20 protein-coding genes and 1 pseudogene are annotated in these 24,168 nt (G+C 60.0%); 13 read left to right on the plus strand and 8 right to left on the minus strand.

Features of this window, described 5'->3' with window-relative positions; all coding sequences use genetic code 11:
- The first annotated feature begins 2 nt into the window (after positions 1-2).
- The 8 genes from nuoN to J2J98_RS08080 all read left to right on the plus strand — a co-directional run bounded on the left by nuoN (position 3) and on the right by J2J98_RS08080 (position 8,674).
- On the plus strand, positions 3-1,448 hold the full coding sequence (gene nuoN / locus J2J98_RS08045) for an NADH-quinone oxidoreductase subunit NuoN (RefSeq protein WP_207602816.1): 1,446 nt from the start codon (positions 3-5) through the stop codon (positions 1,446-1,448).
- Positions 1,448-2,212 (plus strand): biotin--[acetyl-CoA-carboxylase] ligase, encoded by a 765-nt coding sequence (locus J2J98_RS08050; protein WP_207602817.1) that lies wholly within the window; start codon positions 1,448-1,450, stop codon positions 2,210-2,212. Before nuoN ends, J2J98_RS08050 begins: the two co-directional genes overlap by 1 nt.
- An 18-nt stretch (positions 2,213-2,230) precedes the next feature.
- Positions 2,231-3,901: a ribonuclease J gene (locus tag J2J98_RS08055; RefSeq protein ID WP_138395136.1), complete on the plus strand. Its 1,671-nt coding sequence runs from the start codon at positions 2,231-2,233 to the stop codon at positions 3,899-3,901.
- Between the two features lie 2 nt (positions 3,902-3,903).
- On the plus strand, positions 3,904-4,308 hold the full coding sequence (mce, locus tag J2J98_RS08060) for a methylmalonyl-CoA epimerase (protein ID WP_064706937.1): 405 nt from the start codon (positions 3,904-3,906) through the stop codon (positions 4,306-4,308).
- 162 nt (positions 4,309-4,470) lie between these two features.
- Complete coding sequence (locus tag J2J98_RS08065; protein ID WP_207602818.1) at positions 4,471-4,746, plus strand: DUF1467 family protein; 276 nt, start codon at positions 4,471-4,473, stop codon at positions 4,744-4,746.
- A 587-nt stretch (positions 4,747-5,333) separates the two neighbouring features.
- On the plus strand, positions 5,334-6,656 hold the full coding sequence (gene proS / locus J2J98_RS08070) for a proline--tRNA ligase (protein WP_138395139.1): 1,323 nt from the start codon (positions 5,334-5,336) through the stop codon (positions 6,654-6,656).
- Positions 6,657-6,671: 15 nt separating this feature from the next.
- Positions 6,672-7,976 (plus strand): lipoprotein-releasing ABC transporter permease subunit, encoded by a 1,305-nt coding sequence (locus J2J98_RS08075; RefSeq protein WP_207602819.1) that lies wholly within the window; start codon positions 6,672-6,674, stop codon positions 7,974-7,976.
- Positions 7,977-7,990: 14 nt separating this feature from the next.
- On the plus strand, positions 7,991-8,674 hold the full coding sequence (locus J2J98_RS08080) for an ABC transporter ATP-binding protein (RefSeq protein WP_064706941.1): 684 nt from the start codon (positions 7,991-7,993) through the stop codon (positions 8,672-8,674).
- 5 nt (positions 8,675-8,679) lie between these two features.
- Here the strand turns inward: J2J98_RS08080 and J2J98_RS08085 are convergent, their stop codons facing one another.
- A complete protein-coding gene (locus J2J98_RS08085) occupies positions 8,680-9,144 on the minus strand; it encodes a DUF5680 domain-containing protein (protein ID WP_064706942.1) in 465 nt (154 codons plus the stop codon).
- A gap of 509 nt (positions 9,145-9,653) precedes the next feature.
- On the opposite strand from J2J98_RS08085, the gene dnaE reads away from it, so the two are divergent.
- Entirely contained in the window at positions 9,654-13,151 is a 3,498-nt protein-coding gene (dnaE, locus tag J2J98_RS08090) for a DNA polymerase III subunit alpha (protein ID WP_207602820.1), read from the plus strand.
- A gap of 43 nt (positions 13,152-13,194) precedes the next feature.
- Here dnaE and J2J98_RS08095 read toward each other — a convergent pair whose 3' ends face one another.
- Positions 13,195-14,592 (minus strand): MFS transporter, encoded by a 1,398-nt coding sequence (locus J2J98_RS08095; RefSeq protein ID WP_246569400.1) that lies wholly within the window; start codon positions 14,590-14,592, stop codon positions 13,195-13,197.
- Between the two features lie 143 nt (positions 14,593-14,735).
- Here J2J98_RS08095 and J2J98_RS08100 point away from each other — a divergent pair, with 143 nt between their 5' ends.
- On the plus strand, positions 14,736-15,167 hold the full coding sequence (locus J2J98_RS08100) for a winged helix-turn-helix transcriptional regulator (RefSeq protein ID WP_138395144.1): 432 nt from the start codon (positions 14,736-14,738) through the stop codon (positions 15,165-15,167).
- Between the two features lie 3 nt (positions 15,168-15,170).
- On the opposite strand, the gene J2J98_RS08105 is transcribed toward J2J98_RS08100, so the two are convergent.
- Positions 15,171-16,418, minus strand: a complete 1,248-nt coding sequence (locus J2J98_RS08105; protein WP_207602821.1) for a L,D-transpeptidase family protein — start codon at positions 16,416-16,418, stop codon at positions 15,171-15,173.
- Between the two features lie 520 nt (positions 16,419-16,938).
- On the minus strand, positions 16,939-18,231 hold the full coding sequence (locus tag J2J98_RS08110) for a DNA polymerase IV (protein ID WP_207602822.1): 1,293 nt from the start codon (positions 18,229-18,231) through the stop codon (positions 16,939-16,941).
- A 76-nt stretch (positions 18,232-18,307) separates the two neighbouring features.
- On the opposite strand from J2J98_RS08110, the pseudogene J2J98_RS08115 reads away from it, so the two are divergent.
- Positions 18,308-18,889 (plus strand): annotated as a pseudogene (locus J2J98_RS08115) (GNAT family N-acetyltransferase); the annotation flags it as partial.
- On the opposite strand, the gene J2J98_RS08120 reads toward J2J98_RS08115, so the two are convergent.
- Both J2J98_RS08120 and J2J98_RS08125 read right to left on the minus strand, forming a co-directional pair.
- Positions 18,870-19,544: a hypothetical protein gene (locus J2J98_RS08120; RefSeq protein ID WP_197491912.1), complete on the minus strand. Its 675-nt coding sequence runs from the start codon at positions 19,542-19,544 to the stop codon at positions 18,870-18,872. The pseudogene J2J98_RS08115 and the gene J2J98_RS08120 sit on opposite strands and share 20 nt — an antisense overlap.
- Positions 19,541-19,849: a DUF3572 domain-containing protein gene (locus J2J98_RS08125; protein WP_064706948.1), complete on the minus strand. Its 309-nt coding sequence runs from the start codon at positions 19,847-19,849 to the stop codon at positions 19,541-19,543. Before J2J98_RS08125 ends, J2J98_RS08120 begins: the two co-directional genes overlap by 4 nt.
- 133 nt (positions 19,850-19,982) lie before the next feature.
- Here J2J98_RS08125 and J2J98_RS08130 point away from each other — a divergent pair, with 133 nt between their 5' ends.
- Together J2J98_RS08130 and J2J98_RS08135 are read left to right on the plus strand one after the other, a co-directional pair.
- On the plus strand, positions 19,983-20,354 hold the full coding sequence (locus J2J98_RS08130) for a response regulator (RefSeq protein ID WP_003547430.1): 372 nt from the start codon (positions 19,983-19,985) through the stop codon (positions 20,352-20,354).
- An 18-nt stretch (positions 20,355-20,372) separates the two neighbouring features.
- Positions 20,373-21,746: a PleD family two-component system response regulator gene (locus J2J98_RS08135; RefSeq protein ID WP_138395148.1), complete on the plus strand. Its 1,374-nt coding sequence runs from the start codon at positions 20,373-20,375 to the stop codon at positions 21,744-21,746.
- 745 nt (positions 21,747-22,491) lie between these two features.
- On the opposite strand, the gene rpmG is transcribed toward J2J98_RS08135, so the two are convergent.
- Together rpmG and J2J98_RS08145 are read right to left on the minus strand one after the other, a co-directional pair.
- Complete coding sequence (rpmG, locus tag J2J98_RS08140; protein ID WP_003587245.1) at positions 22,492-22,659, minus strand: 50S ribosomal protein L33; 168 nt, start codon at positions 22,657-22,659, stop codon at positions 22,492-22,494.
- 92 nt (positions 22,660-22,751) lie between these two features.
- On the minus strand, positions 22,752-23,936 hold the full coding sequence (locus J2J98_RS08145) for an MFS transporter (RefSeq protein ID WP_064706950.1): 1,185 nt from the start codon (positions 23,934-23,936) through the stop codon (positions 22,752-22,754).
- Between the last annotated feature and the right edge of the window lie 232 nt (positions 23,937-24,168).

Genomic DNA, 24,168 nt, shown 5'->3' on the forward strand with positions numbered 1-24,168 from the left:
ACATGACCGCTGAAACAATTCTCCTCAGTCTGCATCTTTCCGCGCCGGAGCTCATCCTCGCGGTCGGCGCCCTTGTCCTGTTGATGGTCGGCGTCTTCTCGGGCGAGCGGTCAGGCCACGTCGTCACCGGCCTCGCTATCGTCTTGCTGCTCGCCTCCGGCCTTTGGCTGCTCTTCGTGCCCACGGAAGGCCTCGCCTTCGGCGGCGTCTATATGGCCGACGGCTTCTCTCGCTTCATGAAGCTGGTGGCGCTTATCGGTTCGCTGGTCGCCCTGTTCATGACGATCGGCCATGCCCGCGAAAACCAGCTCGACAAGTTCGAATTCCCGGTTCTCCTGGTCCTTGCCACCCTCGGCATCCTGCTGATGATCTCGGCCAACGACCTGATTTCGCTCTATCTGGCGTTGGAACTGCAGTCGCTGGCGCTCTACGTCGTCGCCGCGATCAACCGTGACAGTCTGAAATCGACCGAAGCCGGCCTGAAATATTTCGTCCTCGGCGCGCTTTCCTCCGGCATGCTGCTCTACGGCATGTCGCTGGTCTACGGCTTCACCGGTCATACCCATTTTGCCGAAATCGCCCAGGCGCTTTCGGTTGAGGGCGCGCGTTCGCTCGGCCTCATCTTCGGCCTGGTCTTCATCCTTGCCGGCATTGCCTTCAAGATCTCGGCCGTCCCCTTCCACATGTGGACTCCCGACGTTTACGAAGGCGCGCCGACGCCGGTCACCGCCTTCTTTGCCGCAGCCCCCAAGGTTGCTGCCATGGCGATGATGACCCGTATCGTCATCACCGCTTTTCAACCGGTTCTCGCGGACTGGCAGCAGGTCGTCGTCTTCATCTCGATCGCCTCGATGCTGCTCGGATCCTTTGCCGCGATCGGCCAGAAGAACATCAAGCGGCTGATGGCCTATTCCTCGATTGGCCACATGGGTTACGCGCTGGTCGGCCTTGCCGCCGGCAACCAGACCGGTGTTTCCGGCGTCATGCTTTATATGGTCATCTACATGATCATGACGCTCGGCACCTTTGCGATCATCATGTCGATGCGCCGCAAGGACGGCACTGTCGTCGAGAATGTTAACGATCTCGCCGGCCTTTCCACCACGAACCCGTTCATGGCCGTGGTGCTGACGGCGCTGATGTTTTCGCTGGCCGGTATTCCGCCGCTCGCCGGCTTCTTTGCGAAGTACTTCGTCTTCGTTGCTGCGATCGAAGCCAAGCTTTATGCGCTTGCCATCATCGGCGTTCTCGCCTCGGTCGTCGGCGCCTACTATTATCTGCGTGTCATCAAGCTGATGTGGTTCGATGAGGCGACCGACGAATTCGCTCGTGTTTCTGGCTCTCTGCGCCTGGTATTTGGTCTCTCCGGTCTTTTCGTCACCGCCTATGTTCTCATCGGCGGCCCGATCGGCGGTGCGGCAGAGCTTGCCGCGGCGACGCTCTTCTGATGGTCTCCGGCAGGCAGCGCCGAATATCGCTCGACGATTTCAGGCATGAGGCCCTGTCGGAAACATCGTCCACCAATAGCGAATGCCTCGCCCGGGCCCGGGCGGGCGATCCAGGAAATCTCTGGGTGACGGCCGAGAGGCAGACCGGCGGCCGCGGCCGTCGCGGCAGGCTTTGGGTTTCCGAACGCGGCAATCTCTATGCGTCTCTTTTGCTGATCGACCCGGCTCCGATGGAGCGCCTCGGCTCGCTGCCGCTGGCCGTTGCCGTTGCCGTTCACCAGGCCATCCACAGGGTGCTGCCGCCTGGTGGCGAACCGCTTGAGGTCAAATGGCCGAACGATATTCTCATCGGCCGAAAGAAGACCTGCGGCATCCTGGTCGAAGGCGAGGGGTTGCCGGACGGCCGTTATGCGCTGATCGTCGGTATCGGCATCAATGTTTCGGTCATGCCGGACAATCCGCTCTATCCCGTCACTTGCCTGCGCCAGCACGCAAGCGCAGCTTCGCCGGAGGAACTCTTCGCTCATCTATTCGCGGCGATGGTGGAACTGCTCGAAGTATGGGATCAGGGCCGCGGCATTGCCAAGATCACCGCCCGCTGGCGCGCCATTGCCTGTGGCATCGGCGAAAAGATTACGGTGAATTTGCCGGACCAATCGATTTCCGGACAATTCGCCGGAATTGATGATAATGGCTTGTTGATGCTCGATACCGGCGCTGGCAGGATCATGTCTATTGCCGCCGGTGATGTGTTTTTTGGATAGCGGAAAAAAACGAAAATTATGGCGAAACAGGACGAATTGGTATTCCTGCCTCTGGGTGGCGTCGGCGAGATTGGGATGAATCTTGCCCTTTACGGCTACGGCCCGCCCGAGCATCGCCAGTGGATCATGGTCGATTGCGGCGTGACTTTTCCCGGACCGGACCTGCCGGGCGTCGATCTCGTGCTGCCAGATATCCGCTTCCTTGCCAGCGAGCGAAAGAATCTTAAGGCGATCATCATCACCCATGCCCATGAAGACCATTATGGCGCGCTTGCCGACCTCTGGCCAGGTCTCAACGTTCCGGTTTTCGCCTCGGCATTCACATCGGGTCTGCTTGAAGCCAAGCGCAACTTCGAGAAGGCAACGATCGGCGAAGTGCCGGTGACGCCGTTCAAGGCAGGCGACACGATCAATGTCGGCCCTTTCAGCATCGAAGGCGTCGCTGTCAACCACTCGATTCCTGAGCCGATGTCGCTGATGATTCGCACGCCGGCTGGGAATGTGATCCATACAGGCGACTGGAAGATCGATCACGAGCCTTCGCTCGGCCCCCTGACCGATGAGACGCGCTTCCGCCAGCTCGGCGACGAGGGCGTGCTGGCGCTGATGTGCGATTCCACCAATGCCCTGCGCGACGGTGTTTCTCCCTCCGAGAAGGATGTGTCGGAAAGCCTGCGCAAGATCATCGAGGATGCCGAGGGCCGGGTGGCGATCACCACTTTCTCGTCGAATGTCGGTCGTATTCGCACCGTTGCCGAGGCTGCCGAGGCGGCAGGCCGAGAGGTGCTGCTGCTCGGCAGCTCGCTGAAGCGCGTCGTCGACGTCGCTAGCGATATCGGCCTGATGGAAGGGGTCAAACCTTTCATTTCCGAGGACGAATACGGCTATATCCCGCGCGACAAGGTCGTCGTCATCTTGACCGGCAGCCAGGGCGAGGCGCGCGCGGCCCTTGCCAAGCTCTCCCGTGACGAGATGCGCAATGTGGCCTTTGCGGCAGGCGATATCGTCGTCTTTTCCTCGCGCGCCATTCCAGGCAACGAGAAGGCGATCCAGGACATCAAGAACGGCCTCGTCGAGCAGGGCGTGCATATCATCACCGATACCGAGGCGCTCGTTCACGTGTCCGGCCATCCACGCCGCAACGAGTTGCAGAGGATGTATGAGTGGACGCGGCCGAAAATTGTCGTGCCGGTGCATGGCGAGGCGACGCATCTGACGGCGCACAAGGAGCTTGCCGAGCAATCCGGCATCGCGATCGTGCCGCGGGTGCGCAACGGCGATATCCTGCGGCTGGCGCCAGGTCCGGTCGAGGTGATCGGGGAAGCGCCGCACGGCCGGATCTACAAGGACGGCCTGCTGATCGGCGATTTCGACGAAATGGGTATCGGCGAGCGTAGGAAACTCTCCTATGTCGGCCACGTCGCGGTCAGCGTCGTGCTCGACGCCCGTTATGACATTCTCGGCGATCCGGACCTCGTCTCGATCGGCCTGCCGGTTTATGATGACGAAGGCGAGGAGATGGAGGATACGCTCTACGATGCGGCGATCAGCGCCATCGAAAGCATTCCGCGCGCCCGCCGCAAGGATATCGACATGCTGCAGGAAGCCGTGCGCCGCGCCATTCGCGCGGCTGCAAATCACGCCTGGGGCAAAAAGCCCGTTGTCACCGCCTTCGTAACCAAGGTCTGACCATGCTCGGCCGGGTGAACCATATCGCCATCGCCGTTCCCGACCTCGCAGCGGCGACGGCCGCTTATCGCGACTCGCTGGGGGCCGCCGTATCGCAGCCACAGCCTCTACCGGAACACGGGGTCACCGTCGTCTTCGTCGAATTGCCGAACACCAAGATCGAATTGTTGCAACCGCTCGGGCAGGACTCGCCGATCGAAGCCTTCCTCGAAAAGAACCCGTCCGGCGGCATGCACCATATCTGTTACGAGGTGGACGATATCATCCTCGCCCGTGACCGCCTGCTCGCGGCCGGGTCGCGGGTGCTGGGCGGCGGCGAGCCGAAAACCGGCGCGCATGGCAAGCCGGTGCTCTTTCTGCACCCCAAGGATTTCTTCGGCACGCTGATCGAGCTCGAACAAGCCTAAACCAAATACAGTCGAAGGCGCTTCGCTGCGGCAGAGTGACCTGAAGGCGGCGAAATGGTTCGTTCGCTTTGAGTTGGACGCTATTCCGCCGTATAAGTGCGCCAGCTCCAAGCGACACAGCGCTTCATGCGTTCTGTCGGCAAGACACTACCGGGAAAGATAATGCTCCAGACCTTCCTTCAGGGACTCGCTGTCTACTTCATCATCTGGTGGATGACGCTTTTCGCCGTCCTTCCGATCGGCTTGCGTACCCAGGCGGAAGACGACGATATCGTGCTCGGCACGGTGCCAAGCGCGCCCACCCGCTTTCGCGCCGCCTTCGTCTTTTCGCTGACGACGCTGATCTCGGCGCTGATCTACGGTCTCTGGTATGTCTGCGACATCTATCTTGGCTGGGGCTTCGATGCCCTTCCACAACTCGGGCCCAGCTTCTATTGACGTAGCTTTTGCTCAAACTTTGAGCAGATGTAAATTCAAGGAAAAATCGGTTTCGTCATACCGCCGTCATGCCGTTGCCGCAAAGAGCTCGCGTAACGGAATAAGAGGGTTCCTTTACGGAAGCCATTCGGAGTTTGAATGGGAGAAGAGGGCGAAAAGCCAAAAAAAAACAAGGCTGGAAGCCTTGTTTTAAGTATCGCGTGATCTGTAACCGTTGCCGGGGCTGCGACGAGCGCGCCTAAGATCTGATCCTCCCAAGACTTGACCGCGAATTCGGCAAGAATTTAACTTCCTGCCTGTTTTGTGAGCTAAAGCTAGCTCAAACATTGGGCTTTGTCATTAGCTTTTTTTGCATTTTTGCTACACTCCAGCAAAATTTTTCTGTTGACAAGATTTTCGTTCAAGTCCTTATAAACACGCGCTTTTTCACGCCCTTTCATTTTGCGGGCGCGAACATGCGTGTCCGGGAGGCGGCCGACGGCAGTTGCGGGTTTCCTTCCTGCCGCGAAGCGGCTATGAACGCTCCCACATAACGATGTACCTTCGATTCCGCTCGTCTGCGGGATCTCAACTGCTTCGGAATCGCCATGCGCCTGTCTCGCTATTTCATGCCCATCCTTAAGGAAAACCCCAAGGAGGCGGAGATCGTCTCCCACCGGTTGATGCTGCGCGCCGGCATGATCCGCCAGCAGTCACAGGGCATTTATTCCTGGTTGCCCCTCGGCAAGCGTGTGCTGGACAAGGTCAACGCCGTTATCCGCGAGGAGCAGAACCGCGCCGGCGCCATCGAGCTTTCAATGCCGACCCTGCAATCCGCGGAGCTTTGGCAGGAAAGCGGCCGTTACGACGCCTACGGCAAGGAGATGCTGCGCATCAAGGACCGCCAGGAGCGGCCGATGCTTTATGGTCCCACCAATGAGGAAATGGTGACGGATATTTTCCGCGCCTCAGTCAAATCCTATAAGGACCTGCCGCTCAATCTCTATCACATTCAGCTGAAGTTCCGCGACGAGATCCGTCCGCGTTTCGGCACCATGCGCTCGCGCGAGTTCATGATGAAGGACGCCTATTCCTTCGATCTGACGCGCGAAGCAGCAGAGCATTCCTATAATAAGATGTTCGCAGCCTATCTCAGAACTTTCGATCGGCTCGGCCTGCGCGCCATCCCGATGCGTGCCGATACCGGCCCGATCGGCGGCAATCTCAGCCATGAATTCATCATCCTCGCCGATACCGGTGAATCCGAGGTTTTCTGCCACAAGGACTTCGTCGGCTTCGATATTCCTGGTGAACGGACCGATTTCGACAGCGTCGAAGGCCTGCAGGCGATCTTCGACAAGTGGACCTCTCTTTATGCCGCGACCTCGGAGATGCACGACGAGGCAGCCTTCAACGCCATCCCCGAGGGCGAGCGCCTTTCCGCCCGCGGCATCGAGGTCGGCCATATCTTCTATTTCGGCACGAAATATTCCGAGCCGATGGGCGCGAAAGTGCAGGGGCCGGATGGTAAGGAACATTTCGTTCACATGGGGTCCTACGGTATCGGTCCGACGCGCCTTGTTCCCGCCATCATCGAAGCATCGCATGACGACAACGGAATCATCTGGCCGGCGTCGGTCGCACCCTTCGATGTTGTCGTAATCAACATGAAGTCGGGCGACGAAGCCTGCGACGATACTTGCGAGCTGATCTACGCTGCGCTGACCAAGGCCGGCAAGGATGTGCTTTATGACGACACCGACGACCGGGCTGGGACGAAATTCGCGACCGCCGACCTGATCGGCGTACCTGTCCAGATCATCGCTGGTCCGCGTGCGGTCGCAAACGGCGAGGTCGAAGTGAAGGACCGCAAGACCGGCGCCCGCGAAACGATGACCATCGAAGCGGCGATCAACAGGTTCGTGGCGTAAGGAAACGGAGGCGAAATGGCAGAGGCAGCAGTGGACCGGAGTTCAAAATCCGGCTTGGGTCCGGCTGGCAAGCCATTTTCCACCTTTGAGCGTCTTGTGGCGTGGCGTTATCTGCGCGCCCGCCGCAAGGAGGCATTTATTTCGGTGATCGCCGGCTTCTCCTTCGTCGGCATCATGCTGGGCGTTGCGACGCTGATTATCGTCATGGCCGTCATGAACGGCTTCCGCACCGAGCTCGTCTCGCGCATTCTAGGCATCAACGGCCACATGATCGTGCAACCGGTCGATGGTCCTTTCACCGATTATCCCGACCTCGCCAGTAGGCTCGCCGGCGTGCCCGGCATCAAGATGGCGCTGCCCCTGGTGGAAGGCCAGGTGCTCGCCTCCGCCTCGGCCGGCGGCAGCACCGGCGCTTTGGTGCGCGGCGTCCGCGCTGAAGACCTGACCAAGCTCAAAACGGTCTCGGATAACATCAAATCCGGCGATATGGTGGGCTTTGCCGCCGGTGAAGGTGTGCTGATCGGCACTCGCATGGCCGATCAACTGGGTCTGCGCGTCGGCGACCTCATCACCCTGACCTCGCCGGAAGGTGACATCACGCCGATGGGCGTCAATCCGCGCGTCAAGTCCTACAAAATCTCCGGGCTGTTCGAGATCGGCATGTCGGAATACGACTCCTCGATCATCTTCATGCCGCTCGAGGAGGCGCAGCTCTATTTCAATGCCGCTGGGCTGGTGCAGTCGATCGAGCTCTTCGCCGATCACCCCGATGATATCGCCGCTCTGAGGCCGAAGGTGGAGGAGGCGGCTGGCCGCCAGATCAACCTCACCGACTGGCGCCAGCGCAACCAGACCTTCTTCTCCGCACTCCAGGTCGAGCGCAATGTCATGTTCATGATCCTGACTCTGATCGTGCTCGTGGCGGCGCTGAACATCATCTCCGGCCTCATCATGCTGGTGAAGGACAAGGGCAGCGATATCGCGATCCTGCGCACGATGGGCGCCAGCGCCGGCTCGATCATGCGCATCTTCTTCATGACCGGGGCGGCGATCGGCATCGTCGGCACCATTGGCGGCGTGCTGCTCGGTGTTCTCGTCTGCGTCAACATCGAATCCATCCGCCAGTTCTTCTCCTGGATATCAAGCACCGAGATCTTCAATCCGCAGGTCTATTTCCTCAGCCAGCTGCCGGCCGAGATGCAGCTCAGCGAAACCATTTCGATCGTCGTGATGGCGCTGACGCTCTCCTTCATCGCGACGATCTTTCCGGCCTGGCGCGCCTCCAGGCTCGATCCGGTGCAGGCCCTGCGCTACGAATAAGGAATGCCGTCTTCATGAATCGCAACGTCGTTCTCAAGCTTACCGGCGTCGAGCGCCATTACGGGCAGGGCGATACGCTGCTCCCGATTCTGAAGGGCGCGGATTTTTCACTGTCGAAAGGTGAGATCGTCGCTCTCGTCGCTCCCTCCGGCACCGGCAAGTCTACGCTGCTGCATATTGCCGGGCTCTTGGAACATCCCGATGGCGGTGAGGTCACCATCAATGGCCATGCCTGCGACGGCCTTTCAGACGAGAAACGCACCGCGATCCGCCGCAGCGAGATCGGCTTCGTCTACCAGTTCCATCACCTCCTCCCGGAATTTTCGGCGCTTGAAAACATCATGATGCCGCAGCTGATCGCCGGCCTGTCCTGGAAGGAAGCCGGCGAGCGAGCCGGCCAGCTTCTCGATTATATGCGCATCGGCCATCGCGGTTCGCATCGTCCGGCCGAACTTTCCGGCGGCGAACAGCAGCGCGTCGCGATCGCCCGCGCCGTCGCCAATGCCCCGACGCTGCTTCTCGCCGACGAGCCGACCGGCAATCTCGATCCGGAGACGGCAAGTTACGTCTTCGACGCGCTCGAGGCGCTGGTGCGCCAGTCCGGCCTCGCGGCCCTCATCGCCACTCACAACCATGAACTGGCCGGACGCATGGATCGGCGCGTCACGATCTCCGATGGCAAGGTTGTCGACTTCTAATTCGATTACGGGATGACAAGCCCGCCGCGGTAATCGAGCACATAAGCCTTCCGGCCGCCGACCATGATGCATTCATGGCCGCTGAATCGGTCGCAGCCGCCTTCGCTGCGGTCGATATAGCGGCCGAACGGATGATCGAATTCCATTCCGCCGAGAAAGCGGCCCTCCCCATACATCGCCGACAGCGCCGCCTTGATCACAGTTCCGGCGGCACTGCCATCGATGAGATCGGCCGCGACGACGCAGCCGAAATAATTCATCGCCCAGACGGGTTCGCCGGCAAACCACACCACTTCCTGTCCGGCGAAATCGGTGCCGCCGACGTAACTGTCGAGATATGACCAGTCGCCGCGTTCATAGCCAATATCGTGAGCGCCCGGCCGGCAGGGCGGGCGAGGCACGCCCCCGCCGATATAGGTCGCGGCCTTAGCCTCTACGATGAAGTCGTTCAGCATAGCGGTGTCGAGCATTATCATCTTCCTCCCTGCCTCACCTGATGCCGATATAGCAGACTGCTGAGAACATAAGAAAAACAAAACGGTTCGCATTGCTAGAAGCCAGAGGCAGGCATCAGGCACAGGATGCGTTGGCCCGACCGGTTCGTCCAGGCGATGCAGGGCGGGTTGGAGAGCATGTCAAGACTGGCGCGATGCGAGGTTCGATTCGCAGCTCGCGAGCGGCCCTTTTTCAAAGGCAAGCGGGGAGGAAAAGATTCCTGTTGACATTGGAACATAGATGGAACAAATTGAAAACATAACGAGTAAAGGAGAGCCAGATGACTGACATGATCCGTGATATCGCAGCATTCACCTCCATCGCAATGTTCGTTGCCAGCTTCTCGCTTATCGTCATCGCGATCTAAAGTTTTCGGGGGATCGCATGGCAGTCATGCGGTTCGCACGCCGGTCTTCTTCTGGACATCATCGCCCTCAATGCCGACAATGCGTCCGATTCATTTCGGCTGATTGAAAGGCATATCATGGCGGAGACGCAAACGGGTTCAATTGGTGAGGCGACCGGTGGCGAACCGGGTTTCATCCACCTGAGGGTCCACTCCGCCTATTCGCTGCTTGAGGGCGCCTTGCCTCTGAAGAAGATCCTCTACAAGGCGACCGGCGACAGCCAGCCGGCGATCGCCATCACCGACACCAACAATCTCTTTGTCGCCCTTGAATTCTCCCAGAAGGCAATGGACGAGGGCCTGCAGCCGATCATCGGCTGCCAGGTCTCGATCGACATGGAAGACGGATTGGAAAGTGAAAAGCGCGGCGGTCAGCAGGCACTGATCAAGCTGCCGTCGATCGTTCTTCTTGCGGCGACGGACGCCGGTTACGAAAGGCTGGTTGATCTCGTCAGCCGCGCCTATCTCGGCGGTGATAGCAACCAGGCCATTCATATCAGAGCCTCCTGGCTGGAAGAGTCAGGCACGGAAGGGCTGATCGCCTTGACCGGCGCCCTGACTGGGCCGGTTGACGCGGCTTTCAGGGAAGGCCATCCCGCTCAGGCGGAAGCCCGGCTGCTCACGCTGAAGCGTCTGTTCGGCGACAGACTCTATGTCGAGCTGCAGCGGCACGGCACCTACGACAAGCGGCACGAGCAGAAGATCGTCAGGCTTGCTTACACGCATGACCTGCCGCTCGTCGCCACCAACGAAGCCTTCTTTCCGACTCGCGACGATTACGACGCCCATGATGCGCTGATGGCGGTTGCGCATAACGCCATCGTCTCCGACGACAGCCGTTTTCGCCTGACGCCGGATCACTACCTGAAGAGCCGGGCCGAGATGGCCAAGCTCTTTCCCGACCTGCCGGAAGCGCTCGATAACACGATCGAGATCGCCAAGCGCTGCTCCTTCGTGTTGAAGACGCGAAAGCCGATCCTGCCGCGCTTCACTGGCGCCACCGACGATGCCGAGGAGGCCGAACGCGCCGAGGCGGGCGAATTGCGCCGCCAGGCGGTGGAAGGGCTGGACATGCGGCTTGCCACGCTCGGAATGTCGCCGGGTTACGAGGAAAAGGATTACCGCGAGCGCCTCGAGTTCGAACTCAGCGTTATCGAGCGCATGCGCTTCCCGGGTTACTTCCTGATCGTTTCCGACTTCATCAAGTGGGCCAAGCAGCATGATATTCCCGTCGGTCCGGGCCGTGGTTCGGGCGCCGGTTCGCTGGTCGCCTATGCCTTGACGATCACCGATGTCGACCCGCTGCGCTTCTCGCTGCTCTTCGAGCGCTTCCTCAATCCGGAACGCGTCTCGATGCCTGACTTCGACATCGACTTCTGCCAGGACCGCCGCGAAGAGGTGATCCGCTACGTTCAGGCGAAATATGGGCGCGAGCAGGTGGCGCAGATCATTACCTTCGGTTCGCTGCAGGCACGCGCCGCACTTCGCGATGTCGGCCGCGTGCTGGAAATGCCTTACGGCCAGGTCGACAAGATCTGCAAACTCGTGCCGAACAATCCGGCCAATCCGACGCCGCTCTCCAAGGCGATCGAGGAGGAGCCGAAGCTGCAGGAGGAGGCGGCGAAGGAGCCGGTGGTCGCGCGTCTGCTCGACATCGCCCAGAAGATTGAAGGGCTTTATCGTCACGCCTCGACGCATGCTGCCGGCATCGTCATCGGCGACCGCCCGCTGTCCAAGCTCGTGCCGATGTATCGCGATCCGCGCTCCGACATGCCCGTCACCCAGTTCAACATGAAATGGGTGGAGCAGGCAGGCCTCGTGAAGTTCGACTTCCTCGGCTTGAAGACGTTGACCGTGCTGAAGGTCGCCGTCGATTTCGTCGCCAAACGCGGCATTAAAGTCGATCTTGCGGCCATTCCGCTCGACGACAAGAAGACTTACGAAATGCTGTCGCGCGGCGAGACGGTCGGCGTGTTCCAGGTGGAAAGTGCCGGCATGCGCAAGGCGCTGATCGGCATGAAGCCGGACTGCATCGAGGACATCATCGCGCTGGTGGCGCTCTACCGCCCGGGCCCGATGGAGAACATCCCGGTTTATAATGCCCGCAAGCACGGCGAGGAGGAGGTGGAATCGATCCACCCGATGATCGACCATCTGCTCAAGGAAACCCAGGGCGTCATCGTCTATCAGGAACAGGTGATGCAGATCGCCCAGGTCCTGTCCGGCTATTCATTGGGTGAAGCCGATCTTCTGCGCCGCGCCATGGGTAAGAAGATCAAGGCCGAGATGGACCAGCAGCGTGAGCGCTTCGTCGATGGCGCGGTGAAGAACGGTGTGAAGAAGCCGCAGGCCGACGTCATCTTCGATCTCTTGGCGAAATTCGCCAATTACGGCTTCAACAAGTCGCATGCCGCCGCCTATGCCATCGTCTCATACCAGACGGCCTATATGAAGGCGCATTACCCGGTCGAGTTCCTCGCCGCTTCGATGACGCTCGACATGTCCAACACGGAAAAGGTCAATGATTTCCGTCAAGATGCCAAACGCCTCGGCATCGAGGTGATCGCACCTTCGGTGCAGACCTCCTTCCGCCATTTCGAGACCGGCGACAACCGGATCTACTATGCGCTGGCCGCCCTCAAGGGCGTCGGCGAATCCGCCGTCGACCATATCGTCGAGGTGCGCGGCGACAAGCCCTTCGCCAGCATCGAGGATTTCTGCCTGCGCATCGATCCGCGCCAGGTGAACCGCCGCGTGTTGGAAAGCCTGATCTATGCCGGCGCCTTCGATTGTTTCGGCACGGACCGCGCCCAGCTTGCCGCCGGGCTCGACCGCATCCTCGGCTATGCCCAGCGCGCCCAGGAAAACAAGCTGAGCGGCCAGTCGGATATTTTCGGCAGTACATTGACGTCAGGTCCGGAGAAGATCTCCTTGCCGCCTTATTCACCCTGGCTGGCTTCGGAGCGGCTGCTCAAGGAATTCCAGGTGCTGGGCTTCTATCTCACGGCCCACCCGCTCGATTCCTACAGCAACATCCTGCAGAAGATGCGCGTGCAGACCTTTGCCGAGTTCTCCGCGGCGATCAAGCAGGGGGCTGCCAATGCGCGCCTTGCCGGCACCGTCATCTCGAAGCAGGAGCGCAAGACCCGCACCGGCAACAAGATGGGCATCATCGTCTTTTCCGACTCGTCGGGCCAGTTCGAAGCCGTGCTGTTTTCGGAGATGCTGAACCAGTATCGCGATGTGCTCGAGTCCGGAAAATCCTTCTTGCTGACCGCGACCGGCGAGGAGCGGCCGGAGGGCATCGGCCTGCGTATCCAGACGATCCAGTCGCTCGAGGAAAAGTCGCTGCAGATGCAGAAGGCGCTGCGCGTCTATGTCAGAGATTCCGGACCGCTGAGAATGGTTGCCGGCCATCTGAACGCCAAGGGCGACGGCCTGGTTTCCTTCATCGTCATCAAGGAGGAGGGCAAACGCGAGGTGGAAGTGGCGCTGCCGGAGAAATACCGCATCACGCCGGAGATCGCAGCCGCCCTTCGCGCCGCCCCTGGCGTCGTTGACGTCGAACTTGTCTGACGAAGAGGCAACCGGGATAAGCCCGGCTGCCTGTCCTTTGCTTTCAGCCGGCCTGTAGCCGGCATGACGCGTCCGCACAGCGGCCTCTGCCAAAGCCCATGATGACCATGCCGATCAGCGTCGCTCCGACTGGCACGATCAAGGCGGTCCGCAGCGCCTCGAGCCGTTCGGACGGGCTGTCACCATCGCCGAGGGCAAGCGTGCCGACGGCGCTGACGGCGGACAGGCCCAAGGCTGCACCGAACTGGAACGAGGTGTTCACCAGGCCGCTTGCCAGCCCCTGTTCGTCTTCGGCGATACCTTCCGTCGCGATGATCGTCAGCGGTCCATAGCCTAGCGAGAAGGCGAGGCCGAGCAGAACCATTGACGGCAACATGGCGGTATAGGTCCAGTCGAGGCCCATGCCGAGGAAGAGCGCGTAGCCGGCGATGGCGAAAGCAAAGCCGCCAAGTACGACGCGTCCGTTACCAAAGCGTTCGACGAGCAGGGGCGTGAGCAGCGGAGCCAGAATGGCATCCATGCCGATAACGATCAGCGCGAGGCTGGTTTCGAAGGAAGACCAGCCCAGTAGCTCCTGCAGATAAAGCGAGACGACGAACTGGAAACCGAAGAAAGCGCCGGTAAAGTGCATCGCCCCGAGATTGGATTGCACAAGAACGGCAGATCGGAAAATCCCGAGCCTTATCAGCGGCGCGCGCGACTTGCGTTCAATGAGAGCGAAGGCGAACCAGAGCACCATGCTCGCCCCTGCTGCCGCGATCGTCCAAGTCAGATCGTTGGCCGCGTGTTCCATCCGTGTCAGCGCATAGGCGGCAAGCAACATGGCGCCGGTCAACGTCAGCGCGCCCGCAATGTCGAATTTTTGCCGCTGGGCGGCGTCTTCCTTCTTCTCTACGATCAGCTTCATGCCGGCCAGCAGCAGGATAGCGGAGAAGATCACCGGTGCGAAGAACACCCAGCGCCAGCCGATGGCTGATAGAAGCCCTCCAATGACAAGGCCGAGCGAGAAGCCGGCCGAGGCGGTGCCGGCATAGATCAGCACGGCCCTGTTGCGCTGCGGTCCCTCTGGAAAGTTGCCGTTGATAAGGGCAAGGCCAGCCGGTGTCATGAAGGCAGCCGCCGCACCTGTCACGAAGCGAGCCGCCAGCAGCATCCAGCCCTCGGTCGCAAAACCGCCGAGACCAGAAAACAGCAGGAATACCGTGAGCGCCGTCAAAAAGACCTTGCGCTTGCCGTACATATCGGCGACTCGCCCTCCGAGCAGCATCAGGCCGGCATAGGCAAGCACATAGGCCGAGACAACGGCGCTCAATGTTGTCGTCGAAAGGCCGAGTTCGGCCCGGATCGAGGGCAGGGCGATATTGAGCATGGCCGCATCGACACCTTCGAGAAAAATCGCGCCACAGAGCACGGTCAGCATACCGGCAGCTCCGGCGCCCATTCTCGCGCTCTCTGCTGCCAAGGGAGGACTTGTAGACATCATGAAGTTCCTTATGCGTGAAGCAGGGAAGAACGAGGATGGTTACATATTGAACCTCGGTTCCCTATTGTAACCAAGGCTGACATAGGGCATGGTTCGAACCCATGGAAGAAGGCACTTCAAACTCACCGAGTGACTGCTGCAGCACCGAGCGCGATTACGACATCCACCAGTGGGATGCGCGGGAGGAGTGCGAGGTGCGTCAGATCCTCGATCGCATTGCCGACAAATGGTCGCTGCTGGTCATTGCGCTGCTCGAAAAGCGCACCCTTCGCTTTACCGAACTGCGCAAAAGTATTGATGGCATCAGCCAGCGCATGCTGACGACGACGTTGCGTCAGCTCGAGCGTGACGGTCTAATCGAGCGGACGGTTTATCCAGTGGTGCCGCCAAGGGTCGATTACGCGTTGACGGATCTCGGCTGCACGCTGCACGATACGATCAAGGCGCTCGTCGTCTGGACGGAAGCGAACCAGGCAAAGATTATTGCGGCCCGCCGAAGCTACGACGAGCGCGCCGTCGAGAAGCTTTGGTAGGTCTCAGTTCTCGCGGGTGACAGTAATGAATTCGGTACCTTCGCCTGTTTCGGAGCCGATGCCCGTATCCGAGATTGTCAAAGTCGAGCCGGGCGAAATCAACGCGTCGATCCGGTGACGGGTTTCGTCCGGAATCGAGATTCGACTGAGCGCCTTGGCGACGGGCCGGCCGCTGATGATCGAGCTTTCCTGATTGGTGATGCCGAGCCGCTTCATCGTCTCACGGGAGAGATTGTTCGTGAGCGTCACTCCGAGCCAGTCCGCCGTGCCGGCGGTCGCATCGATTGCATGCAGCGTCAGGAAATGCGTGCCGAGTGCCAGGCTCGGATCGGCGATTATCACCGGCGCCTCGAATATCGGCTCGAAGGACTGTCGCACCATGATGACGCCGTTCGGCGGCTCACCCCTGCCGGCCGCCGCATAGAGCGATTTGAGCAGGTTGTCGGAGATCAGGTTCCTGTCACCGGCAAATTCTGTAAACCGCAGCGCCTTGAAAGCCTTGATTGCCTGCACGGTCGTCGGACCGAGCAGACCGTCCGGATCGCCGGCAGAAAAGCCGAGCTGGTTGAGAAGGGCCTGGATGTCGATTACCGTTTCGCGCAGCGTCCGGCGCGTGATGAGCATGCTGATCGGCTCGGATGGCGCCTTGGCTTCCTCGGGCGCAACCGGCATCGGCATTACAGCCGTGTTGTTCATCGCCACCTGCACCGGTGCTTCGGTATAGCTTGGTATCGAGGGCCGCAGCTCGACATCCGAGAGGAGCGGCATCGCTGCCGGCGAGTCCGGATGGAAAAGATTGGGGTGGTCGATCGGCTGCGGCGCCAGTTCGCCGTCGCTGATAATGACCGGAACACCGGCGTCGGTCATTCCATAGAGCATCTTTGCGAAGGCGCCGGGCATGCGCACACAGCCGTGCGAAGCCGGATGGCGCGGCACCGAATTGGATTCATGCAGTGCGATGCCGGACCAAGTCAGTCGCTGCATGAAAGGCATCGGCGCGTTCGAATAGAGGTTGGATTCGTGGTACTTCTTCTTTTCGATGACGGAGAAGATGCCGCTCGGCGTCGTGTGGCCTTCCTTGCCGGTCGAGACCTTCGAGGTGGCGACGACCTCGGTGCCATCATAAACCACAAGCGACTGCTTGTTCTTCGAGACGAAGATCTGCAGGGTCCGTGCTTCCGCGGCAAAAGCAGGGTGTACGAGGGCAGTGGCCGACAGCAAGCCGAGGCCGAAGACGAGACGCGAGACCATGATACCCAACCATACGCAATACTGGTCCGGCACATTATGGGACGAAGTTTAAGGAAGGTTTTAAACCCTAGGTCGTTCGTTCGCCCGGAGGGCTGCAGCAGTTCCGCGATATCGGCGCGCAGAAGACAATGGCAAGGCATGTCGGTGAATCAAAGTCTGAGCGGTTTGCTTTAGGCCATTGTTCTGTATGGGCCTCGCAGAGATGTTCTAGAGCCTTTCCGGGTTAGATTGAAGCATTCTGTTTGCTCAAACGGAGTCGGATGGTCGACCGGCCGGCGCGCGTCGTAGCCAAGCCCTACGGCCAAGCCGGCCGTCGATCAGGCGGCCCGTTTCAGCCAACCTCCCGCAGAATCGCCGGACGCACTTGTCGCTTCGCCACGGCGAAGCGTGGGGGCGGGGCATCTCTAGCCAGGATCAAAGGCGATCGGCTCGGACGTACCTTGGGGATGCCCGTCGCCAATCGCCTTTGCCCTGACGAAAACCTGCTCCGGCAGAATGCTTCAATCTAACAGGAAAGGCTCTAGCGATCGCGCTTGCTGCCGCCGAAGGTGAAACCGGTCTCGACTGTGTTCTTGCCGAATTTGTCGCGCAGCTTGTCCATCGCCGCTTCGGCTGCCGCCCGCCGTCCCGACTGCCGGTCGATGAGATCCGGCGGATCGGCGCGGGCAGCGTCGCCGAGATCGGTGACGCCGATGCCGATCAGGCGGAATTTCGTACCGTCCGTCTCCCTTTCGAGAAGCTCGAGCCCGGTGCGGAAGATCCTGTCGGCAAGCTGGGTCGGATCCTCGAGCTTGCGATTACGGGTACGCGTCTTGAAGTCGGCGCTCTTCATCTTCAGCACCACAGTCTGCCCGGCAATGTCGTTCTTCTTCAGCCGCCAGGAAACCTTTTCCGAAAGATTGCGAAGGATCGGCACCAGATCGTCGTAGCGTGCAATGTCGTCGAAGAAGGTCGTTTCTGCCGAAACGCTCTTGGCGGCATCGTTGAGATGCACCTCGCGGTCGTCGATGCCGCGCGACAGCCGGGCGAGCCGCTGGCCGATGCTGCCGTAGCGGCGCATCAGGTCGTTCTCCTCCATCTGCTGCAACTGGCCGATCGTGCGGATGCCATCCGCCTCCAGCGTCGCGGCAAAGGCCTTGCCGACGCCCCAGATCGTGGTGACGGGACGTGGCGCCAGAAATTCAATCGCTTCCTCGCGGCCGATGACGGAGAAGCCGCGCGGCTTCTGCAGATCGGAAGCAACTTTGGCGAGGAATTTGCAATAGGAAAGCCCAACGGAGACGGTGATGCCGATCTCCTTTTCGACGCGGCGGGCGAACTTGGCGAGCGTGCGCGCCGGCGGGTCGTGATGCAGCCTCTCGGTGCCGCCAAGTTCCAGGAATGCTTCGTCGATCGACAGCGGCTGCACCAGCGGCGTCAGATCCTGCATCATCGCGCGCACCTGGCGACCGACCCAGACGTATTTCTCCATGTCCGGGCGGATGACGACCGCCTGGGGGCATGCCTCCAACGCCTTGAACATCGGCATGGCGGAACGCACGCCGTGGATGCGGGCGATATAGCAGGCAGTGGAGACGACACCGCGTTTGCCGCCGCCGATGATAACGGGCTTGTCGGCAAGTTCGGGATTGTCGCGCTTCTCGACGGCTGCGTAGAAGGCATCGCAATCGATATGCGCAAGTGTCAGCCCATAGAGCTCGCGATGGCGCACTAGGCGCGGACTGCCGCAAGAAATGCAGCGGCGCGCCTCAGCCTTCTGCTCGGCAAGGCAGTCGCGACAGAAGCCGGGTGTCTTGTCAGGCGCGGCGGTCATGGTGAGAACAAAGGTTGAACGCCGCGACACTACGCCTTAAGCTGGCGAGTCACAAGAGAGGGCGGGAGCTTTGCCTTTGGATAAAGATTTTCGTTTCGAGCCGGTGACGGCAGAACGGTGGGGCGACTTCGAAACCTTGTTCGGCCCTCAGGGGGCTTTTTGTAATTGCTGGTGTGTCGCGCTGCGCTTGCCGCATTCGATGAGGACTGCGATGACGGCAGACGAGCGCAAGGCGCATATGCGGGAGCGGATCGAGGCGGGACCGCCGCCTGGGATCCTCTGTTATGACGATGGCGGACCGGTCGCATGGGTGCAGGTCGGGCCGCGCCACGACGTGCCGCAGTTCAATTCACCGCGCACCGTCTCGCGGCCACTGGACGAGGACGATGCGCATGATCCCTCCATCTGGGCGGTGAGCTGCTTTTTTCTGCTGCCCAAACTGCGGGGCAGGCGTATGAGCCATCGGCTGCTTGCCGGCGCGATCGACTACGCGCGGTGCCAGGGAGCGCGGTTGGTCGAAGCTTGCCCGATCGATCATGTGAAGCAGTCGAAATCGGTGACGCTCTGCATAGGCTCGACGGCAATCTTCGACGCAGCCGGCTTCAAGACGATTGCCAGACGCAAGGACGGCCGGCCGCTCATGCGGCTGGAACTGCGCGATGGAAGGCGCCGGAAAGGAAATGGGCCTCGATCAACTCGGCCGCATGTCCCCAGTCGGCAGCACGGGTGATGTCGTCGGCTGCCGCCGGCGCGAAACGATGGACGGGCGAATCCGGCATTAGGTGAATGAGCAGGCAATCGGCCATGTATTCCCTGACGGAGTGCAGATTGTGCGCCATATCGTCTATGAAGACGACGGGAAAGGAGCGGCTGGCATGCAGCGCGTGAACAATCGGCCCCTTGGGTTGCTCGCTGGCAAGCAGCGGAAAGAGCAGGCCAGCGCTGTCCAGCAGCCGGCGGCGCTGATCCTGGAACCGTGGCGGCATCGCCGTCAGGAAAAGGATATCGGCCTCCTTCGAAAGCCGGCCAAGCGTTTCGACGACGCGGTCGACCGGCGTCTGCCACAATTCCTGCGCGTCGAAAAAATCTTCGATAAGCCGGCTGACCCGTTGGCCCTCGATCTCCGTGCCGTCCGCTTTCGAAACGATGTTGCCGTGAAGTCGAAACGATCGCGGCAGGAATTCGTGACCCAGGCTTTGAAGAAAGTGCTGGAAGGGGTCGATGAACTGCAGCACGACATCATCGACGTCGCAAACGATGAGCGGCCGCTTTCCGAGGCGAATCTGCGAAAGATCGAGCTCGGTCACGCTCAGTATTCCCCCGAATCGAGCCCCGGCGAGGAGAAATGCCGCCAGGCGGCGGTCACCGTCTCCGGGCTAAGACCGCTCGCCGTGCAGAAGGCCATCGCCGTCGGCTCGTGGTTCATCAGGAAATCCATCATGCCTGAGAGGAACCCCGGGTCGTTGACCGCGTTGCGCACCTGCTCGGGCGCCACTCCGGTGAGGGCGAGGAAGCGGCCGAACATGTCGGGATCGGCGGCAAGCCAGCCGAGCACGGCAATCGCCGTCTCGTGCGGGTCGGCCGCCTGTTGTTTCGAGGTCTTGAAGTTGCTTTGCATTTCGGGGGGTAAGTTACCTTTTCTTCAACCAAATACGGGTAGCGTGCGCTATCGGTTTCACGGAGCTATTCATCCGCATGTGCATTTCTCATGGGACGAACCGCTGCGCGAACGGACGTAGGGACAGCTTGTCATGCCCAAACAGGTGATGATTGTAGAAGATAACGAGCTCAACATGAAGCTCTTTCGCGACCTGATCGAGGCGTCCGGCTATACCACGATCCAAACCAGAAATGGCATGGAGGCGCTCGATCTGGCGCGCAAGCATCGTCCCGACCTCATCCTCATGGATATCCAACTGCCGGAGGTCTCCGGCCTCGAAGTCACGAAATGGCTGAAGGAAGACGACGAGTTGCACGTCATTCCCGTCATCGCCGTGACGGCTTTCGCGATGAAGGGCGATGAGGAGCGGATCCGCCAGGGCGGCTGCGAAGCCTATGTCTCCAAACCGATTTCGGTTCCGAAATTCATCGAGACGATCAAGACCTATCTGGGCGATGCCTGACGCATCGGAAAGACGCTTATGACCGCGCGAATACTGGTGGTTGACGATATTCCGGCCAACGTGAAGCTGCTTGAAGCGCGGCTGCTTGCGGAGTATTTCGACGTGATGACCGCCGCCGACGGTTATGAAGCGCTGGCGATCTGCGAACGCAACCAGGTCGATCTGATCCTGCTCGACATCATGATGCCCGGTATCGATGGTTTCGAGGTCTGCGAGCGGCTGAAGGCCAGTCAGAAGACTGCCCATATTCCTGTCGTGATGGTCACCGCACTCGACCAGCCGGCCGATCGCGTACGCGGTCTGAAGGCCGGCGCCGACGATTTTCTCACCAAACCGGTCAACGATCTGCAACTGATCTCGCGGGTGAAGAGCCTGCTGCGGCTGAAGACATTGAGCGATGAGCTGCGCATCCGCGCCGACACCGCTCATACCATGGGCATGGGCGATCTCATGCGGGCAGGCGAGGGTCGTGGCGACGAGGCCGGCCAGGTCCTATTGGTCGATGGCCGCGCCAATTCGCAAGAGCGCATCATCAGGGCGCTGAAGCCCGTTGCCGATGTGCTTGCGCTCTCCGATCCGCAGGCCGCCCTGTTCGAGGCGGCCGAGAACACGTTCGATCTCGTTATCGTCAATGCCAATTTCGACGATCACGATCCGCTTCGCCTTTGCTCCCAACTGCGCTCGTTGGAGCGCACGCGCTTCCTGCCGATCCTGATCATTACCGAGCAGGGCGCTGACGACATGGTCGTCCGCGCTCTTGATCTCGGCGTCAACGATTACATCATTCGTCCCGTCGATCCTAACGAGCTCGTCGCCCGCAGCCTGACGCAGATCCGTCGAAAGCGTTACAATGATCGACTGCGCGCCAGCGTCAAGCAGACGATCGAGCTTGCGGTGACCGATCCGCTGACTGGCCTTTACAACAGACGTTATCTCGACAATCACCTGAACGTGCTCTTCAACCGGTCGATGGCGCGGGGACGGCCGCTTTCGGTGCTGATTACCGATATCGATCGTTTCAAGCAGGTGAACGATACCTACGGCCATGACGGCGGCGACGAAGTGTTGCGCGAATTCGCAAATCGCGTCCGTTCTACTATCCGCGGCGCCGATCTCGCCTGCCGTTACGGCGGGGAGGAATTCGTCGTGGTAATGCCGGACACCTCTCCGGAAGTTGCCGCCGCTGTCGCCGAGCGTCTCCGCGCGGCTGTCGAAAGCGCCCCTTTCATGCTGAAGCGGTCAAGTGAAGCGCTGAGCGTTACCGCTTCCTTCGGCATCGCCTCGCGCTTTGGCGCGGTGCTAACCCCAGACCAACTAATGAAGCAGGCCGATCTTGCTCTTTACGAGGCCAAGAATACCGGCCGGAATCGCGTGGTCGCTGCGGCTGCCTGACGAATCACTCTGGGTGGCCATACGCTCCATTTGCGGGTTTTCCACTGCGGTAAGCGGTTTATTACGGATCTTTAACCTTCGCCCGTGCGGCGCAGCCTGAAAATTCTGCAATCCGATAGCCCAAAAATGGACTCCTGGCGTTGCTGCGGATATGCTGCGGTGCGACAGTTTCCGGCATGCTGGAGGCCCGCTCAAAATGAAATGCGGACTATAAAATTATGTCCACTGCCAACAGACTGAAATAGAGCGCGGCGGCATCACCTTACGTAAGGGGAGGGGATGCTTAAGTTATCATGTTATATTGTCGAATTTCTTCGACTTCGTCACGGCTAGGCTTTGCCATCAAGCACAGCCGTCAAATCTTTGTATGTGCCAAAACTGGACTTTTAACCATAGAATCAAGCTCAGAAAATTCATCATTAAGAATTTGTTGATTTTCTTTCATTTCTGCGCAAATTATCGGCTCATAAAAGAAGCGCTCCCGCAGAGGAGCTGTCGATACCCCATGATGCTCAGGTCCGCCGCATCTCCTGGGTCGTGGGGTCGGTCGGCTAGTAGGCAAGTCATAACGGTTCCTCGTGCCGTTTTGCATGCTGGCCGACCCCCTTTCAGAAAAACGCCGCCGCTTCCGGAAGACGGAAGGGCGGCGTTTGTCTGTTTGCGCTATCATTTTGCACGGGGCGGGGACATAAAAAAACGCGCAACCGGAAGGCGCGCGCTTTTCCAAATCCGTCAGGCCAAGCGATTACTTGATCTTGGTTTCCTTGAACTCGACATGCTTCTTAGCGATCGGGTCATACTTCGTCTTCGTCATCTTGTCCGTCATCGTACGGCTGTTTTTCGTCGTGACGTAGAAGAAACCGGTGTCGGCTGTCGACAGCAGCTTGATCTTAATTGTTGTAGCCTTGGCCATGGTCGTCCTGCCTTTAAGAAAATGAAAGCCGTGGAAGCCGGATGGGCTCCACGGCAAATTCTGGCGCGAAACTACGAATCTCGCCCGAAAAGTCAAGTCCGTTTTCGAATGAACATCAATCTGATGCCGGAAAGTATGGCATAGAGACCGAAGAAGGCGGCAATCGCCCAAGCAAAACCGTTGTTTCCGGCAACATCGATCGCTGCACCGATCACCTGTGGCCCGGCCACGGTTCCCATCGCATAACAGAAGACGAAGGCGGCATTGGCCGCGGCCAGATCAGAGCCCGTGAGCCGCGAACCGAGATGGCTGAGGCCGACCGTGTAGAGGCCGGAGACGCAGCCGCCCCAGAAGAGCAGGATCCCGGCCATCAGCAGCCAGTTGTTGACGAGGATCGGCAGCATCATCGAGCCGACAAAGCCCATCAGCGCCATCGCGGCCAGAAGCGGCCGCTTATCGCCGATGCGGTCGGAGAGGAGGCCGAGGGGAATCTGGAAGATCACGTTGCCGACGCCCATCATGGTGAGCAGCAGCGCCGCCTGCGATTCGGTGAAATGGGCGCGCACGGCAAAAATCGGAAAGAGCGACAGCCCGCCCGCTTCGACCGCGCCGAAGATGAAGACGGCCGCCGTCGCCGTCGGCACCAGGAAAACGTAGCGCATGAAATGCAGTTCGGGTTTTTCCTCGAGTATCGGGCTTTCGTAGCGGGCGATGAAAATCGGAATGGCGGCAAGCAGGATGGCGCCGGCGCCGATCAGGAAGGGGAAGATGCCGTCGCTGCCGAGCATGGAAAAGAGGAGGGGGCCAGCGGCGAAGCCGAGGGAAAGCACGGTCGCATAAATGCCGAGGACAAAGCCGCGCTTGGATGGTGGCGAGGCGGCGTTGATCCAGAATTCGGAGAGGATGAACAGCGTCGTCGTTGCGCCATGGAAGGCGAAGCGCAGCGGAAACCACATCCAGAAATCCTGGGCATAGTAGAAGCCGAGTGCACTCAGCGCTGAAATCAGCACCGCCCACAGCATCGTCGGCGCAACGCCGTATTTATGGGCAAGCTTGGTGGTAACAGGTGCCGCGGCCATCGCTGCAATGCCTGCCATCGCCGTGTTTAGGCCGATCAGGGTGGACGAGATGCCGCGTTTTTCGAGGATGATGCTGAGGAGGGGGAGGCCGAGGCCGATTGCTATGCCAACGGCTGAAATGGACGAGATGGCTGCCACCAGAGAAGGCCAATGGATTTCTTCGATATCGCCTGGTGTGCCGTTTCTCGGCTGAGACATTTATCCATCCTTACAAAGCTGAGCGAGCGAATCGACCTCTCGCCTCACATAGAAGGACACAGACGTGCCAAATCCAGGTGACGAGCAGCGTTTCGCAGTATTTCCGATGTGATCTGCGGAATGTAAAGCCTGTTCAGACAAGAAAAGCTTACCATGTCAAGTCGTTGCGGATCATTGACTTCCGCGTGTCGGTGGTGGTCGGTGGAGGCTGGGACTACACGCTAAATATGTC

Origin of the sequence: Rhizobium bangladeshense, assembly GCF_017357245.1 — a bacterium.
Classification (GTDB): Bacteria; Pseudomonadota; Alphaproteobacteria; order Rhizobiales; family Rhizobiaceae; genus Rhizobium; species Rhizobium bangladeshense.

Coding starts and splice junctions, on each gene's coding strand:
- nuoN (WP_207602816.1), top strand. CDS start 3: ATGACCGCTGAAACAATTCTCCTCAGTCTGCATCTTTCCGCGCCGGAG.
- J2J98_RS08050 (WP_207602817.1), top strand. CDS start 1,448: ATGGTCTCCGGCAGGCAGCGCCGAATATCGCTCGACGATTTCAGGCAT.
- J2J98_RS08055 (WP_138395136.1), top strand. CDS start 2,231: ATGGCGAAACAGGACGAATTGGTATTCCTGCCTCTGGGTGGCGTCGGC.
- mce (WP_064706937.1), top strand. CDS start 3,904: ATGCTCGGCCGGGTGAACCATATCGCCATCGCCGTTCCCGACCTCGCA.
- J2J98_RS08065 (WP_207602818.1), top strand. CDS start 4,471: ATGCTCCAGACCTTCCTTCAGGGACTCGCTGTCTACTTCATCATCTGG.
- proS (WP_138395139.1), top strand. CDS start 5,334: ATGCGCCTGTCTCGCTATTTCATGCCCATCCTTAAGGAAAACCCCAAG.
- J2J98_RS08075 (WP_207602819.1), top strand. CDS start 6,672: ATGGCAGAGGCAGCAGTGGACCGGAGTTCAAAATCCGGCTTGGGTCCG.
- J2J98_RS08080 (WP_064706941.1), top strand. CDS start 7,991: ATGAATCGCAACGTCGTTCTCAAGCTTACCGGCGTCGAGCGCCATTAC.
- J2J98_RS08085 (WP_064706942.1), bottom strand. CDS start 9,144: ATGCTCGACACCGCTATGCTGAACGACTTCATCGTAGAGGCTAAGGCC.
- dnaE (WP_207602820.1), top strand. CDS start 9,654: ATGGCGGAGACGCAAACGGGTTCAATTGGTGAGGCGACCGGTGGCGAA.
- J2J98_RS08095 (WP_246569400.1), bottom strand. CDS start 14,592: ATGGGCGCCGGAGCTGCCGGTATGCTGACCGTGCTCTGTGGCGCGATT.
- J2J98_RS08100 (WP_138395144.1), top strand. CDS start 14,736: ATGGAAGAAGGCACTTCAAACTCACCGAGTGACTGCTGCAGCACCGAG.
- J2J98_RS08105 (WP_207602821.1), bottom strand. CDS start 16,418: ATGGTCTCGCGTCTCGTCTTCGGCCTCGGCTTGCTGTCGGCCACTGCC.
- J2J98_RS08110 (WP_207602822.1), bottom strand. CDS start 18,231: ATGACCGCCGCGCCTGACAAGACACCCGGCTTCTGTCGCGACTGCCTT.
- J2J98_RS08125 (WP_064706948.1), bottom strand. CDS start 19,849: ATGCAAAGCAACTTCAAGACCTCGAAACAACAGGCGGCCGACCCGCAC.
- J2J98_RS08130 (WP_003547430.1), top strand. CDS start 19,983: ATGCCCAAACAGGTGATGATTGTAGAAGATAACGAGCTCAACATGAAG.
- J2J98_RS08135 (WP_138395148.1), top strand. CDS start 20,373: ATGACCGCGCGAATACTGGTGGTTGACGATATTCCGGCCAACGTGAAG.
- rpmG (WP_003587245.1), bottom strand. CDS start 22,659: ATGGCCAAGGCTACAACAATTAAGATCAAGCTGCTGTCGACAGCCGAC.
- J2J98_RS08145 (WP_064706950.1), bottom strand. CDS start 23,936: ATGTCTCAGCCGAGAAACGGCACACCAGGCGATATCGAAGAAATCCAT.